The organism is Streptomyces sp. NBC_00667, from assembly GCF_036226825.1.
In the GTDB taxonomy this organism is placed as follows: Bacteria; Actinomycetota; Actinomycetes; order Streptomycetales; family Streptomycetaceae; genus Streptomyces.
On sequence record NZ_CP109022.1, the window covers coordinates 4781515 to 4798510 of the forward strand.

General features: G+C 71.3%; 12 protein-coding genes. 9 read left to right on the forward strand and 3 right to left on the reverse strand.

From position 1 onward, the window contains the following. Window positions 1–163: 163 nt before the first annotated feature. On the reverse strand, window positions 164–1171 hold the full coding sequence (locus OHA81_RS22280; RefSeq protein ID WP_329198542.1) for an aldo/keto reductase: 1008 nt from the start codon (window positions 1169–1171) through the stop codon (window positions 164–166). A 73-nt stretch (window positions 1172–1244) separates the two neighbouring features. Between OHA81_RS22280 and OHA81_RS22285 the strand changes: the two genes are divergently transcribed. The 6 genes from OHA81_RS22285 (at window position 1245) to serA (ending at window position 11094) form a co-directional block, all read left to right on the forward strand. Continuing rightward, window positions 1245–2192 (forward strand): 2-hydroxyacid dehydrogenase, encoded by a 948-nt coding sequence (locus OHA81_RS22285; RefSeq protein ID WP_329198544.1) that lies wholly within the window; start codon window positions 1245–1247, stop codon window positions 2190–2192. A gap of 274 nt (window positions 2193–2466) precedes the next feature. Then, window positions 2467–5376 (forward strand): putative bifunctional diguanylate cyclase/phosphodiesterase, encoded by a 2910-nt coding sequence (locus OHA81_RS22290; protein WP_443056617.1) that lies wholly within the window; start codon window positions 2467–2469, stop codon window positions 5374–5376. A gap of 228 nt (window positions 5377–5604) precedes the next feature. Then, a complete protein-coding gene (locus OHA81_RS22295) occupies window positions 5605–7491 on the forward strand; it encodes an acetolactate synthase large subunit (RefSeq protein ID WP_329198546.1) in 1887 nt (628 codons plus the stop codon). A 31-nt stretch (window positions 7492–7522) separates the two neighbouring features. Continuing rightward, the gene (gene ilvN / locus OHA81_RS22300) at window positions 7523–8047 is read left to right on the forward strand and encodes an acetolactate synthase small subunit (RefSeq protein WP_136214556.1); all 525 of its coding nucleotides are present in this window, start codon (window positions 7523–7525) and stop codon (window positions 8045–8047) included. 149 nt (window positions 8048–8196) lie between these two features. After that, window positions 8197–9198, forward strand: a complete 1002-nt coding sequence (gene ilvC / locus OHA81_RS22305) for a ketol-acid reductoisomerase (RefSeq protein ID WP_136214557.1) — start codon at window positions 8197–8199, stop codon at window positions 9196–9198. Window positions 9199–9504: 306 nt separating this feature from the next. Continuing rightward, window positions 9505–11094, forward strand: coding sequence for a phosphoglycerate dehydrogenase (gene serA / locus OHA81_RS22310; protein ID WP_329198549.1), 1590 nt, complete (start codon window positions 9505–9507; stop codon window positions 11092–11094). Between the two features lie 67 nt (window positions 11095–11161). On the opposite strand, the gene OHA81_RS22315 is transcribed toward serA, so the two are convergent. Next, the gene (locus tag OHA81_RS22315; RefSeq protein WP_329198551.1) at window positions 11162–12703 is read right to left on the reverse strand and encodes an MFS transporter; all 1542 of its coding nucleotides are present in this window, start codon (window positions 12701–12703) and stop codon (window positions 11162–11164) included. A 102-nt stretch (window positions 12704–12805) separates the two neighbouring features. On the opposite strand from OHA81_RS22315, the gene OHA81_RS22320 reads away from it, so the two are divergent. Beyond that, window positions 12806–13411, forward strand: coding sequence for a TetR/AcrR family transcriptional regulator (locus OHA81_RS22320; RefSeq protein WP_329198553.1), 606 nt, complete (start codon window positions 12806–12808; stop codon window positions 13409–13411). Between the two features lie 130 nt (window positions 13412–13541). Further along, window positions 13542–14702 carry a GDSL-type esterase/lipase family protein gene (locus OHA81_RS22325; RefSeq protein WP_443056618.1) on the forward strand — a complete coding sequence of 387 codons (1161 nt, stop codon included), beginning with the start codon at window positions 13542–13544 and terminating at the stop codon, window positions 14700–14702. Window positions 14703–14711: 9 nt separating this feature from the next. Here OHA81_RS22325 and OHA81_RS22330 read toward each other — a convergent pair whose 3' ends face one another. Beyond that, window positions 14712–15854, reverse strand: a complete 1143-nt coding sequence (locus OHA81_RS22330) for a PucR family transcriptional regulator (protein WP_329198557.1) — start codon at window positions 15852–15854, stop codon at window positions 14712–14714. A 199-nt stretch (window positions 15855–16053) separates the two neighbouring features. Here OHA81_RS22330 and OHA81_RS22335 point away from each other — a divergent pair, with 199 nt between their 5' ends. Beyond that, window positions 16054–16980, forward strand: coding sequence for a proline dehydrogenase family protein (locus OHA81_RS22335; RefSeq protein ID WP_329198558.1), 927 nt, complete (start codon window positions 16054–16056; stop codon window positions 16978–16980). The last annotated feature ends 16 nt before the right edge of the window (window positions 16981–16996 follow it).

The window sequence follows — 16996 nt, forward strand, 5'->3', positions numbered from 1 at the left end:
TGACTCAACAGCCACGGCCCTACCCGAAGTTCCACCGCTCGTACACTCGATCGAGTGGATGTCCGGGCGGTCGGGGAGCGGCCCGGGGACGGCCCGGAAGTGGCCCCGGAGCGGCCCCGGAGCGCCGGCCGGGAGGGCCGGGGGCGCCCCTGAGCGGGCCCGCTCAGTCCCAGGCCCCCACCGCCGCCGGCAGCCCCGCTATCTCCGCCAGGTCGTCGGCCGTCAGCCGCACCTCCGCCGCCCGCGCGTTCTCCGCCGCCCAGTGCGCCCGGTCCGCGCCCGGCACCGGCACCACGTGCGGCCCCTGCGCCAGCACCCACGCCAACGCCACCTGCGCGGCGGTCACCTCGGGCCCGTGCCGCAGGGCCACCCGCCGCAGCCCCGCCACCAGTACCTGGTTCGAGGCCATCGCCTCCGCCGTGAACCGGGGGTGCCGGGCCCGCACGTCCTGCGGCTCGAAGCCCGCCCCCGGCCGCAGCGTCCCCGTCAGGAACCCGCTGCCCAGGGGCATCGCCGCCAGCACCCCCACCCCCCGGGCCGCACACCACGGCAGCAGCTGCCACGCCGCCTCCGGCGACCACACCGACAGCTCCGCCTGCACCGCGCTCACGGGGAACACCTGCTGCGCCCGCTCCAGGTGCCGCACGGTCGCCCGGTACTCCCGGTCCCCGCGCCGACCCGCCCCCGGGCCGGCCGCCGCCCCCAGCGCGCAGAACCCGAGCGCCCGCACCTTCCCCGCCCCCACCAGCTCCGCCATGGCGCCCCACGTCTCCTCCACCGGGACGTCGGGATCCACCCGGTGCAGCTGGTAGAGGTCTATGACGTCGGTCCGCAGCCGCCGCAGCGACGCGTCGCAGGCCCGCCGCACGTACCCCGGCCGGCCGTCGGCCACCACGTGCTGCTCACCCGCCCGCAGCCCCACCTTGGCGGACACGAAGGCATCGGAGCGCCGCTCCCGCAGCACGCGCCCGAGCACGAGCTCGTTGGTGTACGGCCCGTACACGTCGGCCGTGTCCAGCAGGCTGGCCCCCAGGTCCAGCGCCGTGTGCAGGGTGCGCAGCGACTCCTCGCCCCGCCGGTGCGAAGGTGCGTACCCCCAGCTCATCGGCATGCAGCCGAGCCCGATGGCGCCCACCGTCAGCGGTCCCGCCCCGATCGACCTGCGCTCCACCCCTGCGTCCCCCTCCCGGTCCGGCCCTCAAACTAACGGCTTGATCCCGATGCCTTCGCATAGCCTCGTGATCATGACTGCAACGACCGGGGACGTTTGGCTCCCCTTCCCCGCCGAAGACGTCGATGGTCTCCCCGACTGCTTCCGCTACCGGCTCTGGGACGGCGAGGAGCGGTTCCCGGCGGACCCGCGGCCCTGCGTCTTCTACGTGACGCCCTACATGAAGTCCCCGGCCGTGACCCTGCGCCCCCTGGCCGGCATGCCCGCGGTGCGCGTCGTGCAGACCCTGACGGCCGGCATCGACCACGTCCTCCCCGGCGTCGCCGGCCTGCCCTCCGGCGTACGGCTGTGCAACGCGCGCGGCGTCCACGAGGCGAGCACCGCCGAACTGGCCCTCACCCTGATCCTCGCGTCCCTGCGCGGCATCCCGGGCATGGTGCGCGGCCAGGACCGCGAGGAGTGGCGCTCCGGTTTCTACGAGGCGCTCGCCGACAAGTCCGTCCTGATCGTCGGCTACGGGTCGATCGGCGCGGCCGTCGAGGACCGCCTGGATCCGTTCGAATGCAGGCGGATCACGCGCGTCGCCCGCTCGGCCCGCTCGGTGCCGCGCGGTCCGGTGCACGCCCTCGCCGACCTGCCCCGGCTGCTGCCGGAGGCGGACGTGGTCATCCTGTGCACGCCGCTGACCGAGGAGAGCCGGGGCCTGGCGGACGCCGGGTTCCTCGGCCGCATGAAGGACGGCGCCCTGCTCGTCAACGTGGCCCGCGGACCGGTCGTCGACACCGGGGCACTGCTGGCGGAGCTGCGTGCGGGACGGCTGCGGGCGGCGCTCGACGTCACCGACCCGGAACCGCTGCCCGCCGGACACCCGCTCTGGCACGCCCCGAACCTCCTGATCACGCCTCACGTGGGCGGCAGCAGCAGCGCTTTCGAGCCACGGGCGAAGCGCCTCGTAGCCCGCCAGCTCACCCGTTTCGCCGCGGGGGAACCCGTGGAGAACACGGTGTTGATCACCGACTGAGGGCAGGATGGTGACCATGCGCGTTCGTGCGGGTGCGCGCAGTGGTCACAACCCTCTCGCTGGTCACGGAGAGTAGATGCTCTATGTCGCTGAGTGACGAAAGTGGTGTATCGTCCGGAAGAAGGGGCTGCGCCACGAACGTCTGGCGCTGGGGAGTGATCGGACCATTTGGGGGGCGACGGGCGATGCACGGCCAATGGACGAAGGATCCGCTGCGGCAAAGCCGCCGGAAGCGACGACGGGGTGTACCGGAACCAGTCGGCGAGGGGGACCGGTGAGCGCCCCGGGCGCCGCGCTCCTGACCCGCCCGCCCGGCGGCGGCGGAGGCCGGGGCAGGGGTCTGGCGATGCAGCTGCTCCTCGCCGGCGCCTGCGCCGGGTACGCCGTCGGATCCGCCCTCGGCTGGGGATCCAAACAAGTCGCCGACTTCATGGGCGACTTCGGGCTCAGCGGGGCCGCGTTACTCGCCGCCGTCTCCTGCTACGGATACGCGCGCACCATCGACCCGCGCGAGCGCCCCGCGTGGCTGCTCTTCGCCTTCTCGTCCCTCATGGGTGCATGCGGGAACGCCGTCTGGGGCTGGTACGAGGTGGTTCTCGGCGCCGAGGTGCCCAAGCACTCGCTCGCCGACTTCGCCTTCCTCTGCTTCGCGCCGCCCGCGATCGTGGGCCTGCTCGTCCTCGCCAAACGCCCGGTCACCCGTGCCGGATGGGTCTGCCTCGGGCTCGACTCCTGGCTCATCGGCGGCTCGCTCCTGACCCTGTCGTGGAGCCTGGCCCTCGCCAACGCCGCGCGCACCGCCCAGTCGGGCACCCCCAGCAGCGTGCTGAGCGCCGCGCTCACCCTCGCCTACCCGATCCTCGACATCGCGCTCGTCTCGATAGTCCTGGTGCTGCACTTCCGGCGCTCCGAGAGCAACCGGTCCGCCGTCAACACCGCCATTTCCGCGCTGGCCCTGACCGTGCTCAGCGACGCGCTGTTCACCTCACCGCTGCTCAGCGCCGAGTACAAGTCCGGTCAGCTGCTGGACGCCGGCTGGTTCGCCGGCTCGCTGCTGCTCGCGTACGCGCCCTGGGGCGCCCGGCGCAGCCACCCGGCGCCCGTCGTCGCCCGGCACCCCGGGGGAGACCGCCCGGTCAGCCGTCCCATCACCGGGTCGCTGACCGCCCTCACCCCGTACCTCGCCGCCGCCGTCTGCACGCTGGGCATCCTGTACAACGTCGTGGACGGCCGCAAAGTCGACCGCGTGGTCGTCTTCACCGGCTGCACCGTCGTGCTCGCCCTCGTCATCCGCCAGGGCATCATGCTCCTCGACAACATCGCGCTCACCCAGGAACTGGCCCAGAAGGAGAACCACTTCCGCTCCCTGGTCCAGGGTTCGAGCGACGTCATCATGATCGCCGCGCCCACGGGGACGCTGCGCTACGTCAGCCCCGCCGCCGCCGGGGTCTACGGCCGCGAGGCGGAGGACCTCGTCGGCACCGAACTGGCCGCCTTGATCCACCCCGACGACCTGGGCCGCGTGGTCCACGAGGTACGCCGCTTCCTCGCCACGCCGCCCGCCGAGGAGCCCACCACCCGCATCGAGTGCCGGTTCAAGTCGGGCGCCGGCGAATGGCTCAACGTGGAGTCCACCGTCAACCGCCACCAGGGCGGCCTCATCCTCAACAGCCGGGACGTCACCGAGCGGGTCCGCCTCCAGGCCCAGCTGCAGCACAGCGCCGAGCACGACGCCCTCACCGACCTGCCCAACCGGGCCCTGTTCACCCGCCGCGTCCGCCAGGCCCTCACCGGCCGCCGGGCCGGCGACCACAGCACCGCCGTGCTCTTCATCGACCTCGACGGCTTCAAGGCCGTCAACGACACCATCGGGCACCAGGCCGGCGACGAACTGCTCGTCGAGGCCGGGCGCCGCCTCCAGGACTCCGTCCGGGCCGGTGACACGGCGGCCCGTCTCGGCGGGGACGAGTTCGCCGCGTTGATCGTCGGTGACGGCAGCCGTGACCGCAGTGCCCGCGAGTACCAGGTGCGCGAGATCGCCGACCGGCTGCGCGCCACGCTGTCCCAGCCGTACCGGATCTCCGGGAGCGAGGTACGCGTCGCCGCCAGCATCGGGGTGGCCTTCGCGGATCCGGGCATCACCCCTTCGGACCTGATGCGCAACGCGGATCTGGCGATGTACCGGGCCAAGGCGGGCGGCAAGGACCGCGTCGAGCTGTACGCGCCGCAGATGCAGACCGAAGTCGTACGCAAGGCGGAGCTGGCCGGCCGGCTGCGCACCGCGCTCCACGAGGGCGAGTTCGCCCTGCTCCACCAGCCCGTGGTGTCGCTGGCCACCGGGGAGGTCACGGCGGTGGCCGCACAGGCCCGCTGGCGCTCCGCCCAGGGGATCCTCTTCACCCCGGCCGAGTTCCTGCGCGTCGCCGAGGCCGGCGAGGGCACGCGCGCCGCATCCCAAGGCGCCCCGGGCGCCTTCGCCGGGGCCGCGTCCGTACGCGCCGCCGAGCTGGGGCGCTGGCTGCTGGAGGAGGCCGTGGAGGCGGCCGCCGAGCGGCACCGGGCCGGGCACGACGTCCCGGTGGCCGTCCGGATGACCGCCGAACGGCTGCTGGACCGGGATGCGCCGGCGGCCTCGGTGGAAGCCCTGCTGACCCGCCACGGGCTGCCTTCCGGTTCGCTGGTGATCGAGCTCGCCGACAACGACCCCAGGGTCCCCTTCGACGAGCTGGAGCGGCGTCTGGCGGCCCTGCGCAGGCTCGGCGTGCTGATCGCCCTCGACGGCTTCGGCAGCGGCTACGCGGCCATCAGCGCCCTTCGCCGCCTGCCCGTCGACATGCTCAAGCTGGACCGCGGCCTGGTCGAGGGCGTGGTCGAGTCGGCCCGCCTCCACAAGATCACCGCAGGGCTCTTGCGGATCGCAAACGACCTCGGCATGCAGTCCGTGGCCGACGGGGTGGACCTGCCCGAGCAGGTGATGGCGCTGCGCTCGATGGGGTGCACCCACGGCCAGGGAATCGCCTTCTCCGGGCCACTCGACGAATACAGGCTGCGGCGCGCCCTCGTGCGCGGTACGTTCCCAGTACCGGGCGTGCTGGCCCAGCCGGCCTTGGCCGGTGGCTCACCCAGTGGCTCGATGGTCACCCTTAGAGGCTCACATAATGAGACGCCCGTCCCACCTACTTGACATCGACCTCCCGCCAGAGGGAGGGTCAATGCCATGCGCACCCGAATTCTCGTACTTGGAAAGCGCGTCGGCTGAAGCCGGGGTCGGTATGTCCCCGCTCCACAACGCCCGACGCGCTCCCCTCGCTTGCCTCCCGGCACGAGGGGTTTTTTGTTGCACTGGCACACGCCCCCGGCCACGGTCCGGGGGATCCCCGCTCCTCGTAAAACCCTCAGCTTCGAGAAGAGAATGCCGATGACCGACCAGGCCACCGGGGCCCACCATCCGCAGCCGCGGCCCCGTACGGGTGGACAGCAGTCCGCCGCAGTTGAGCACGTCACGGGTGCGCAGTCCCTCATCCGCTCTCTCGAAGAGGTGGGGTGCGACACCGTATTCGGCATCCCGGGCGGCGCCATCCTTCCCGCCTACGACCCGATGATGGACAGCAAGAAGGTCCGTCACATCCTGGTCCGCCACGAGCAGGGCGCCGGCCACGCCGCCACCGGCTACGCCCAGGCGACCGGCAAGGTCGGCGTCTGCATGGCCACCTCCGGCCCCGGCGCCACCAACCTGGTCACCCCGATCGCCGACGCCCACATGGACTCCGTCCCGCTGGTCGCGATCACCGGCCAGGTCTCCTCCAAGGCGATCGGCACCGACGCATTCCAGGAGGCGGACATCGTCGGCATCACCATGCCGATCACCAAGCACAACTTCCTGGTCACCAAGGCCGAGGACATCCCGCGGACGATCTCCGAGGCGTTCCACATCGCCTCCACCGGCCGCCCCGGCCCGGTCCTGGTCGACATCGCCAAGGACGCGCTCCAGGCGAAGACGACCTTCTCCTGGCCGCCCGCCCACGACCTGCCCGGCTACCGGCCGGTCACCAAGCCGCACGCCAAGCAGATCCGCGAGGCCGCCAAGCTCATCTGCCAGGCCAAGCGCCCGGTCCTGTACGTCGGCGGCGGTGTCATGAAGTCCGGCGCGACCGCCGAGCTCAAGGTCCTCGCCGAGCTGACCGGCGTCCCGGTCTGCACCACCCTGATGGCGCTCGGCTCGTTCCCCGACAGCCACCCCCTGCACGTCGGCATGCCCGGTATGCACGGCTCGGTCACCGGCGTCACGGCGCTGCAGAAGTCGGACCTGCTGATCGCCCTCGGTACCCGCTTCGACGACCGCGTCACCGGCAAGCTGGACAGCTTCGCCCCCTTCGCGAAGGTCATCCACGCGGACATCGACCCCGCGGAGATCGGCAAGAACCGCGAGGTGGACGTCCCGATTGTCGGCGACGCCCGCGAGGTCATCGCCGACCTGATCCAGGCCGTCCAGGCCGAGCACACCGAGGGCAACGCCGGCGACTACAGCGCCTGGTGGAAGGACCTCAACCGCTGGCGCGAGACGTACCCGCTGGGCTACGACCTGCCTTCGGACGGCATGCTCTCCCCGCAGCAGGTCATCCAGCGCATCGGCGAACTGGCCCCCGAACACACGATCTACGCTGCCGGCGTCGGCCAGCACCAGATGTGGGCCTCGCACTTCGTCAACTACGAGGAGCCCCGTACCTGGCTGAACTCCGGCGGCGCCGGAACCATGGGCTACGCCGTCCCGGCCGCCATGGGCGCCAAGGTCGGCATGCCCGAGCGCACCGTCTGGGCGATCGACGGCGACGGCTGCTTCCAGATGACCAACCAGGAACTGGTCACCTGCGCGCTGAACAACATCCCGATCAAGGTCGCGATCATCAACAACGGCGCGCTGGGCATGGTCCGCCAGTGGCAGACCCTGTTCTACAACCAGCGGTACTCCAACACCGTCCTGCACGCGGACGAGACCGGCCACGACACCGTCGGCTCCCAGCTCGGAGAGTCCGTCGCCCCCCGCCAGGGCACCCGCGTCCCGGACTTCGTCAAGCTGTCCGAGGCCATGGGCTGCGTCGCCCTGCGCTGTGAGGACCCGGCCGACCTGGACCGTGTCATCGCCGAGGCCAACGCGATCAACGACCGTACGGTGGTCGTCGACTTCATCGTCCACGAGGACGCCATGGTGTGGCCGATGGTCGCCGCCGGCACCTCCAACGACGAGGTCATGGCAGCCCGGGGCGTCCGTCCCGACTTCGGCGACAACGAAGACGACTGAGCCGAGAGAGCCGAGAGAGAGAACGCCCCACATGTCCAAGCACACGCTCTCCGTCCTGGTCGAGAACACGCCCGGCATCCTCGCCAGGATCGCCGCGCTGTTCTCCCGCCGCGGGTTCAACATCGACTCCCTCGCGGTCGGCGTCACCGAGCACCCCGACATCTCCCGCATCACCATCGTCGTGAACGTCGAGGACCTTCCGCTGGAGCAGGTGACCAAGCAGCTGAACAAGCTGGTGAACGTGCTCAAGATCGTCGAGCTGGAACCGCACAGCGCCATCGAGCGCGAACTCGTTCTGGTGAAGGTCCGCGCCGACAACGAGACCCGCTCGCAGATCGTCGAGATCGTCCAGCTGTTCCGTGCCAAGACGGTCGACGTCTCCCCGGAGGCCGTCACCATCGAGGCGACCGGTGGCAGCGACAAGCTCGGCGCCATGCTCAAGATGCTGGAGCCCTTCGGCATCAAGGAGCTCGTGCAGTCCGGCACGATCGCCATAGGGCGTGGCGGCCGGTCCATCACGGACCGCAGCCTGCGCGCGCTCGACCGCAGCGCCTGACCGATCGCCCCGCGCGGCGGCCCCCCGATGTGACTCGCCGGTGACCCGGCGACGACACGCAAGCCGCCCGCATGGCGAGACCGAGAAACTCACATTCCGTTCCCCGCCGTACGGTGGGAGCAACACCAGCGCACCAAGGAGATATCCCAGTGGCCGAGCTGTTCTACGAGAACGACGCCGACCTGTCCATCATCGCGGGCCGCAAGGTCGCGGTCATCGGCTACGGCAGCCAGGGCCACGCCCACGCGCTGTCGCTGCGCGACTCCGGCGTCCCTGTCGTGGTCGGTCTGAAGGAAGGCTCTAAGTCCAAGGCCAAGGCCGAGGAGCAGGGCCTCAAGGTCCTCCCCGTGGCCGAGGCCGCCGAGTGGGCCGACGTCATCATGATCCTGACCCCGGACCCGCTCCAGGCCGAGATCTACGAGGAGTCCGTCAAGGACCACCTCAAGGACGGCGACGCGCTCTTCTTCGGTCACGGTTTCAACGTCCGCTACGGCTTCATCAAGCCCCCGGCCAACGTGGACGTCGCCCTCGTCGCGCCGAAGGGCCCGGGCCACCTGGTCCGCCGCCAGTACGAGGAAGGCCGCGGCGTGCCCTGCATCGCCGCCGTCGAGCAGGACTACACCGGCAACGCCTTCGCCCTCGCGCTCTCGTACGCGGCCGGTATCGGCGGCACCCGCGCCGGCGTCATCAAGACGACCTTCACCGAGGAGACCGAGACCGACCTGTTCGGCGAGCAGGCCGTCCTCTGCGGTGGCGCGTCCGCCCTGGTCAAGGCCGGTTTCGAGACCCTGACCGAGGCCGGCTACCAGCCGGAGATCGCGTACTTCGAGTGCCTGCACGAGCTCAAGCTCATCGTGGACCTCATGTACGAGGGCGGCCTGGAGAAGATGCGCTGGTCGGTCTCCGAGACCGCCGAGTGGGGCGACTACATCACCGGCCCCCGCATCATCACGGACGCCACCAAGGCCGAGATGAAGAAGGTCCTCGCGGAGATCCAGAGCGGCGAGTTCGCCAACACCTGGATGGCCGAGTACAAGGCCGGTCTGCCGAAGTACAACGAGTACAAGAAGGCCGACGAGGCGCACCTGCTGGAGACCACCGGCAAGAAGCTGCGCAAGCTGATGAGCTGGGTCGACAACGACGAGAGCTGATCCGGTGAGGCGGCGGGTCCGGGACCGTGTCCCGGCCTCGCCGCACACCACCGGCCCCGGCCGCCGCGGTGTCACCGCGCAGCCGATCAGGCCGGATCGGTACCCTCCGAAGCCGCCGATTGTCCACCCCGGCCAATCACGGACGGGTGATCCTTCCGTACAGGCGGAGTTCCGGCCCGGAAGCGCTACTACACTGCTCAACACAACGCGTCAGGCCCACAGTGTCGTGCGTCTTCCACGCGGCTACCCCCTCCACCGCCTGCGGCCGTCGGGACGGCCGTCCGCACTGGACTTGTGAGGACCCACGTGAGCTCGAAACCTGTCGTACTCATCGCCGAAGAGCTGTCGCCCGCCACCGTGGACGCGCTCGGCCCTGACTTCGAGATCCGGCACGTCAACGGAGCCGACCGCGCGGAACTGCTGCCCGCGATCGCGGACGTCGACGCGATCCTGGTGCGCTCCGCCACCAAGGTCGACGCCGAGGCCATCGCCGCCGCGAAGAAGCTCAAGGTCGTCGCCCGCGCCGGTGTCGGCCTGGACAACGTCGACGTCTCCGCCGCCACCAAGGCCGGCGTGATGGTCGTGAACGCGCCGACCTCGAACATCGTGACCGCCGCCGAACTGGCCTGCGGCCTGCTCGTCGCCACCGCCCGCAACATCCCGCAGGCCAACACCGCCCTCAAGAACGGCGAGTGGAAGCGGAACAAGTACACCGGCGTCGAGCTGAGCGAGAAGACCCTCGGTGTCGTCGGCCTCGGCCGCATCGGCGTCCTCGTCGCCCAGCGCATGTCCGCCTTCGGCATGAAGGTCGTCGCGTACGACCCCTACGTACAGCCCGCGCGCGCCGCCCAGATGGGCGTCAAGATGCTGACGCTGGACGAGCTGCTGGAGGTCGCGGACTTCATCACCGTGCACCTGCCCAAGACCCCCGAGACCCTCGGTCTCATCGGGGACGAGGCCCTGCACAAGGTGAAGCCGTCCGTCCGCATCGTCAACGCCGCCCGCGGCGGGATCGTGGACGAGGCCGCGCTGTACTCCGCCATCAAGGAGGGCCGCGTCGCCGGCGCCGGCCTGGACGTGTACGCGAAGGAACCCTGCACGGACTCCCCGCTGTTCGAGCTCGACCAGGTCGTCTGCACCCCGCACCTCGGCGCGTCCACGGACGAGGCCCAGGAGAAGGCCGGTGTCTCGGTCGCCAAGTCGGTGCGCCTCGCCCTCGCCGGTGAGCTCGTGCCCGACGCGGTCAACGTCCAGGGCGGCGTCATCGCCGAGGACGTGCGTCCCGGTCTGCCGCTCGCCGAGAAGCTCGGCCGCATCTTCACCGCCCTCGCGGGCGAGGTCGCGGTCCGCCTCGACGTCGAGGTCTGCGGCGAGATCACCCAGCACGACGTCAAGGTGCTGGAACTCTCCGCCCTCAAGGGTGTGTTCGAGGACGTCGTCGACGAGACGGTCTCCTACGTCAACGCGCCGCTGTTCGCGCAGGAGCGCGGCGTCGAGGTCCGGCTGACCACCAGCTCGGAGTCCCCGGACCACCGCAACGTGGTGACCGTGCGCGGCACCCTGTCGGACGGTCAGGAGATCTCGGTCTCCGGCACGCTCGCGGGCCCCAAGCACCTGCAGAAGATCGTCGGCATCGGCGAGTACGACCTCGACCTCGCGCTCGCCGACCAGATGATCGTCCTGCGCTACGCCGACCGCCCGGGCGTCGTCGGCACCGTCGGCCGCATCCTCGGCGAAGCCGGCCTGAACATCGCGGGCATGCAGGTCGCCCGCGCCGAGGAGGGCGGCGAGGCGCTCGGCGTCCTCACCGTCGACGCGGAGGTCCCGGCCAACGTCCTCGCGGACATCGCCGCCGAGATCGGCGCCGTCTCGGCGCGCACGGTCAGCCTCACCTGATCTGCCGTACGCGCGGCGGAAGGGCCCGGGTTCCCCCGGGCCCTTCCGCTTTTTTCGTGTACGAGGCTCAGTGGACGAGGGCTCCGGGACCCTCGGCCGGCTCCGCCTCGGCCGGGGCAGGAGCGGCGATGCCCCGCATCGAGACCACCGCGAGCACCGCCGCCGCGAGCAGCAACGCCGTGCCGCCCCAGGCCGCGTACCGCATCCCGTGGACGAAGGCCTCCCGGGCCACCGTGAGGACCTGCCCGCCCGCCTCCCCGCCGAGCCGCTGGGCCACCGCGACCGCGCCGCCCAGGGTCTCCCGTACGGCGGGGTCCGAGCCGGCCAGGTCACCGCGGTAGACGGCGGTGCCGAGGCTGCCGAGGAGCGCCATCCCGAGGGCCCCGCCGAACTCCTGGCCCGTCTCCAGCAGGGAGGCGGCCGAACCGGCCTTCTCGGCGGGGGCCGAACCCAGCGCCATGTCGGAGACGAGGGACATCACCGTCACGATGCCGGAGGCGAGGACGCCGGCCGCGACCAGCAGCAGCCACAGCGAGTCGGTGTCGAGGAGCCCCATCAGGGCGAATCCGACCGCGGCGAGGACGAACCCGCCGGCGATGACGTGGGCCCGGTCGGTCTTCTGGGCGAGGGCCGCTCCGACGGGGGCGGCGGCGCCGATGGCCAGCGAGGGGGCGAGGCTCCACAGGGCCGCTTCGAGGGTGCCCATGCCCAGGACCGACTGGAGGTACTGGGTGGTGAAGTAGGCCGAACCCATCATGGCGAAGGCGGCGACGGTGTTGAGGCCGATGCCGGCGCCGAAGCCGCGGCCCCGGAAGAGCGCCCGGCTGATCATGGCGTCCTCACGGGTGCGCTGGCGGCGCAGGAAGACGTAGCCGAAGACCAGGCCGACCGCGACGCAGCCGAGGTAGAGCGGCTCGAAGCCCTCGGCGGCGATCTCCTTGAGGCCGTACACCAGCGGCAGGACGGCGGCCATCGAGAGCGGGACGCTCAGCAGGTCGAAGCGGCCGGGGGCCGGGTCCTTGAACTCCGGGACCAGCACGGGGACCAGGAGCAGCAGGAGCAGCATCGCGGGGACGTTGATGAGGAAGACCGAACCCCACCAGAAGTGGTTCAGCATCAGGCCGCTCATCACGGAACCGAGTGCGATGCCGCCGGTCATGACGCCGGACCAGATCGCGATGGCCTGGCCGCGCTGCTTGTCGTCCTGGAAGAGGTTGCGCACCAGCGCCAGCGTGGACGGCATCAGGGTCGCACCGCCGATGCCGAGGAGGACGCGGGCCGCGATGAGCATCTCGGGGCTGGTGGCGTAGGCGGCGCCGACGGAGGCGAGGCCGAAGGCGGCCGCGCCCATCAGCAGCAGCTTGCGGCGGCCGATCCGGTCGCCCAGCGAACCCATGGTGATGAGGAGTCCGGAGAGGGCGAAGGCGTAGCTGTCGAAGATCCACAGCTGCTGGGTCGCGCTCGGGTCCAGCTGCCGGGTGATGGCGGGGATGGCGAAGTAGAGGACGGATACGTCCATCGAGACCAGGAGCAGGGGCAGCACGAGGACGGTGAAGGCGATCCATTCACGGCGGCCGGCGAGGCGTGCTGTAGCAGCGGGGTTCGTCATGAGAAGAAATGTACAGACGTCATAAACGCTTGTCTAGTACGACTGTGTGGAACGTTTGTCAGAGACGCTCGTCTAGGACGCTTGTCTTGTTATGCTGCGGCCATGGGACATCGTGAAGATCTGCTCGTGGGCGCGAAGAAGTGCCTGATGGAGAAGGGTTTCGTGCGGACCACCGCGCGCGACATCGTCAACGCCTCGGGTACCAACCTGGCGTCCATCGGTTACCACTACGGCTCCAAGGACGCGCTGCTGACCCAGGCCTACATCGAACTCATCCAGCAGTGGGGCGACACCTGGACGGCCGACCGGGTCGGCGAGGACGGCTCGCTGGAACGGTTCCGCTCGGTGTGGGAGGGCGTCGTGTCCGGGCACGAGCAGAGCGGCCCGCTGTGGGCGGCGAGCATGGAGGTCGCACTCGGCGGCGAGCGGCTGCCGCAGCTGCGCCAACTCCTCGCCGCCTCGCAGGGCGAGGGGCGCAAGGGCATGATCGCGCTGATGACGGGCCGGCCGGAGGACGAGCTGACGGACCGGGACGTACGCACGCTCGGAGCGTTCTACCAGGCGCTCCTGAACGGCCTGATGATCCAGTGGATCTTCGATCCCGAGTCGGCGGCCACGGCCGAGGAGTTCACCGAGGGCATGCGCATGGCCGCCGAGGGCATCTTCCGGGCCGCGGGGGGACAGGCGAAGGGCGACGACGGCGCGTAGCGGGCCGGGCGGGCGGCGAAGCCGGGGGATGCCAGGGAGCCGGGGGATGCCAGGGGGCCGGGGGAAAACCATGCGGCGCCCCGTCATGCCGTGTGGCTATCGTCGCTGGTCACCCCTTAAGGAGGCCAAAGTGGCGGACTGGACCACCACCCCTGTCGGACCCCACATCCTGCGCGGTGCGCTCGAACTGGAGCGCACCGCGCACGGCTTGCTCCCCCACCGGCTGCCGGGCTGGGCGCGCAGGCAGTGCCCCGACCCCTACCTCGCGATGGTCGAGTCCCAGCCCTCCGGTGTCCGCCTCGCGTTCCGCAGTCGCACCACCGCCGTCGAACTGGACGTCCTGCCCACGAAGGTGGCCTATCGGGGCGCCCCGGCGCAGCCGGACGGCGTGTACGAACTGGTCGTCGACGGCCGCGTGACGGCCCGGGCCGCCGCCGTCGGCGGGAACGTGCTCACCGTCGACATGGCGACCGGATCCACGGTGACCGAGCCCGGGCCGGTCGCCACCGTCCGGTTCACCGGGCTGGCCGCCGCGGAGAAGGACATCGAGATCTGGCTGCCCCAGGCGGAGATCACCGAGCTGGTGGCCCTGCGCACCGACGCGCCCGTCGGGGAGGCGGCCGGCCACGGCCGCAGGGTGTGGCTGCACCACGGCAGTTCGATCAGCCACGGTTCGAGGGACTCCGGTCCGACCGGGACGTGGCCGGCCGTCGCCGCGCGCGCGGGCGGCGTGGAGCTGATCAACCTCGGATTCGGCGGCAACGCCCTGCTCGACCCGTTCACCGCCCGGGCCATGCGGGACACCCCCGCCGACCTGATCAGCGTCAAGATCGGCATCAACCTGGTCAACACCGACCTGATGCGGCTGCGCGCCTTCGGTCCGGCGGTCCACGGCTTCCTCGACACCCTCCGCGAGGGGCACCCGAGCGTGCCGCTGCTCGTCGTCTCGCCGATCCTGTGCCCGGTCCAGGAGGACACTCCCGGGCCCCTCGCGCCGGAGTTCGAGGGCGGGACGTTGAGGTTCCGGGCGACGGGCGACCCGGCGGAGCGGGCCGCCGGGCGGCTGACGCTCAACGTCATCCGTGACGAGCTGGCCCGGATCACCGCGGCCCGGGCGGCGCAGGACCCCCACCTGCACTACCTGGACGGCCGCGCCCTCTACGGCGAGCCGGACCTCGCCGGCCTCCCCCTCCCGGACGGCATCCACCCCGACGCCACCGGCCACCGCCGCATCGGCGAACGCTTCGCGGAACACGCCTTCGGAGCCGGCGGCCCGTTCGCGGCCAAGTGACCGCCCCGGTCAGCGCAGGCGGGCCGTTTTGAGGGCCATGTGGAGCAGGAGGCGGTCCTCGCCCTCGTCCAGGTCGAGGCCCGTCAGGTGCTCCACTCTGCCCAGGCGGTAGTACAGGGTCTGGCGGTGGATGCCGAGGGCGGCTGCCGCGCGGCCGGCTTGGCCCGCGCAGTCGAGGAAGACCTCCGCCGTGCGGGCCAGTTCGCGGTGGGCGGGGGCGAGGAGTGCGCGGGTCGCCGGGTCGTCCGGCGGGGTCGTCGCCAGGGTGGCCAGCATCCGGTACGGGCCGATCGCCGACCAGCGGGCCACCGGGCCGAGCCGGGGCTGCGCGGCCGCCGCCCGGGCCGCGGCCCAGGCCTGGGACCAGGCGTCGGCGAGCCCCGCCGTCCCGCGACGGGGCTCCGCGATCCCGGCGGTGGCCGCGGCGGTGTCCCGGGGCAGCAGCCGGGCCGCCACCGTCTCTGCCGGGGTCAGCGCGTCCGCCGAGCGGAGCCTGACCAGCACGGCCAGCCCCGGCGGCCCCGGGGACGGGGCCACGCACACCGCCGCCGCGCCCGCCACCGAGCCCGGCGCCTCCGCGGCCCACGGGGTCAGGCACACCACGGTGTGCAGGCCGTCCCCGTCCGGGCCGAGGGCGGAGCGCAGCGCGGCCTCCGCCATCTCCCGCTCCCAGCCCCGCCCGGCGGTGAGGGCGGTACGGAACTCCCGCGAGAGGTCCGCCCCCGCCCTGGCCTCCTGCGCGAGCAGCACCCCGATCCGCTCGGCGACCTCCATGGCGGAGGCCAGCGCCGCCGGGCCGGGTCCCTCGCCGGATCCGGGCTCCGGATCCAGGAGCCACACGTAGCCCTGCACGATGCCCCGGTACCGCACGGGGAGGCAGGTCCGGCCCCGGAGCACCCCCGCGTCGGGCGCCGCCGGGATCCGTACCGGTCCGGTGGCGCGGGCGATGCCGAACGCCTCGAACCAGGCGCGGACGGCCGCGGTGGACTGCCGGGTGAGGATCGAACGGGTCCGTACCGGGTCCATGGCGAGATCGTCGTCGCTGTCGTGCGCGCCGAAGGCGATGAGGCGGAAGTCCCGGTTCTCCAGCGTCGCCGGGGCGCCGACCAGCGCCGAGATCTCGTCCACCAGGTCCTGGTAATCGCCCTTCACCCGCACATTCTCCCACCCTGCGCACCGGTCGTCAGACATATGTATGAGATAGCCGCCACGGATGCGTGACAGCTGTCGATAGCAGAGGATCGTGGAGATCCTTAGGTTTCACGGTGGTTTTACTTGCGTTTTTCTTACGTCCTCCGCCCATCCGGCGACGGATCGTATGTCCGCTTCTGCCACCCGTTGGAGGTGCCCCGTGCTGGGTCCCGCGATCCTCGCCGCGTCGCGCAGCGACAAGATGCGCCGAATCGTCTCTGCCGCCCCCGTGACCAAGCCCGTGGTGAACCGGTTCATCCCCGGTGAGACGGTCGACCAGGTCATCCCGATCGTCGAAGACCTCACGCGCAAGGGCCTTGAGGTCACCCTCGACGTGGTCGGCGAGGACATCACCACCGTGGAGCAGTCCCACGCCGCGCGGGACGCCTACCTGGAGCTGATCGAGCGGCTCGGCGCCCTCGGTCTGGGCGACAAGGCCGAGATGTCCGTCAAGCTGTCCATGTTCGGACAGGCGCTGGAGGGCGGTCACGAGCTGGCGCTCGCCAACGTCCGCCCCGTCGTCGAGGCCGCCGCCGCCATCGGCACCACCGTCACCCTGGACGCCGAGGACCACACCACCCTCGACTCGATGTTCGCCATCCACGAGGAGCTGCGCCGCGACTTCCCGCAGACCGGCTGCGTGATCCAGGCCTACCTCTTCCGCACCGAGGCCGACGCCCGGCGCCTCGCCGCCGCCGGCAGCCGCGTGCGCATCGTCAAGGGTGCCTACAAGGAGCCCGCCGAGGTCGCCTACCAGGACAAAGCCGAGATCGACAAGGCGTACGTCCGGATCATGAAAGTCCTGATGGAGGGCGAGGGGTACCCGATGATCGGGTCCCACGACCCGCGTCTGATCGCCATCGCACAGGAGCTCGCGCGGGCGGCCGGGCGCAAACTGGACGAGTACGAGTTCCAGATGCTGTACGGCATCCGCGGCGAAGAGCACCTGCGGCTGGCCGCCGAGGGCCACCGGATGCGTGTCTACACCGCCTACGGGACGGACTGGTACGGCTACTTCATGCGCCGCCTGGCGGAGAAGCCGGCCAACCTCCTCTTCTTCCTCCGCTCGATGATCACCAAGAACTAGGTCCAGAACTAGCTCA

What these genes read in the sequence shown, in the direction of transcription:
- ilvN (WP_136214556.1), top strand. Translation starts at nt 7,523, where the DNA reads ATGTCCAAGCACACGCTCTCCGTCCTGGTCGAGAACACGCCCGGCATC.
- OHA81_RS22295 (WP_329198546.1), top strand. Translation starts at nt 5,605, where the DNA reads ATGCCGATGACCGACCAGGCCACCGGGGCCCACCATCCGCAGCCGCGG.
- OHA81_RS22315 (WP_329198551.1), bottom strand. Translation starts at nt 12,703, where the DNA reads ATGACGAACCCCGCTGCTACAGCACGCCTCGCCGGCCGCCGTGAATGG.
- OHA81_RS22320 (WP_329198553.1), top strand. Translation starts at nt 12,806, where the DNA reads ATGGGACATCGTGAAGATCTGCTCGTGGGCGCGAAGAAGTGCCTGATG.
- OHA81_RS22285 (WP_329198544.1), top strand. Translation starts at nt 1,245, where the DNA reads ATGACTGCAACGACCGGGGACGTTTGGCTCCCCTTCCCCGCCGAAGAC.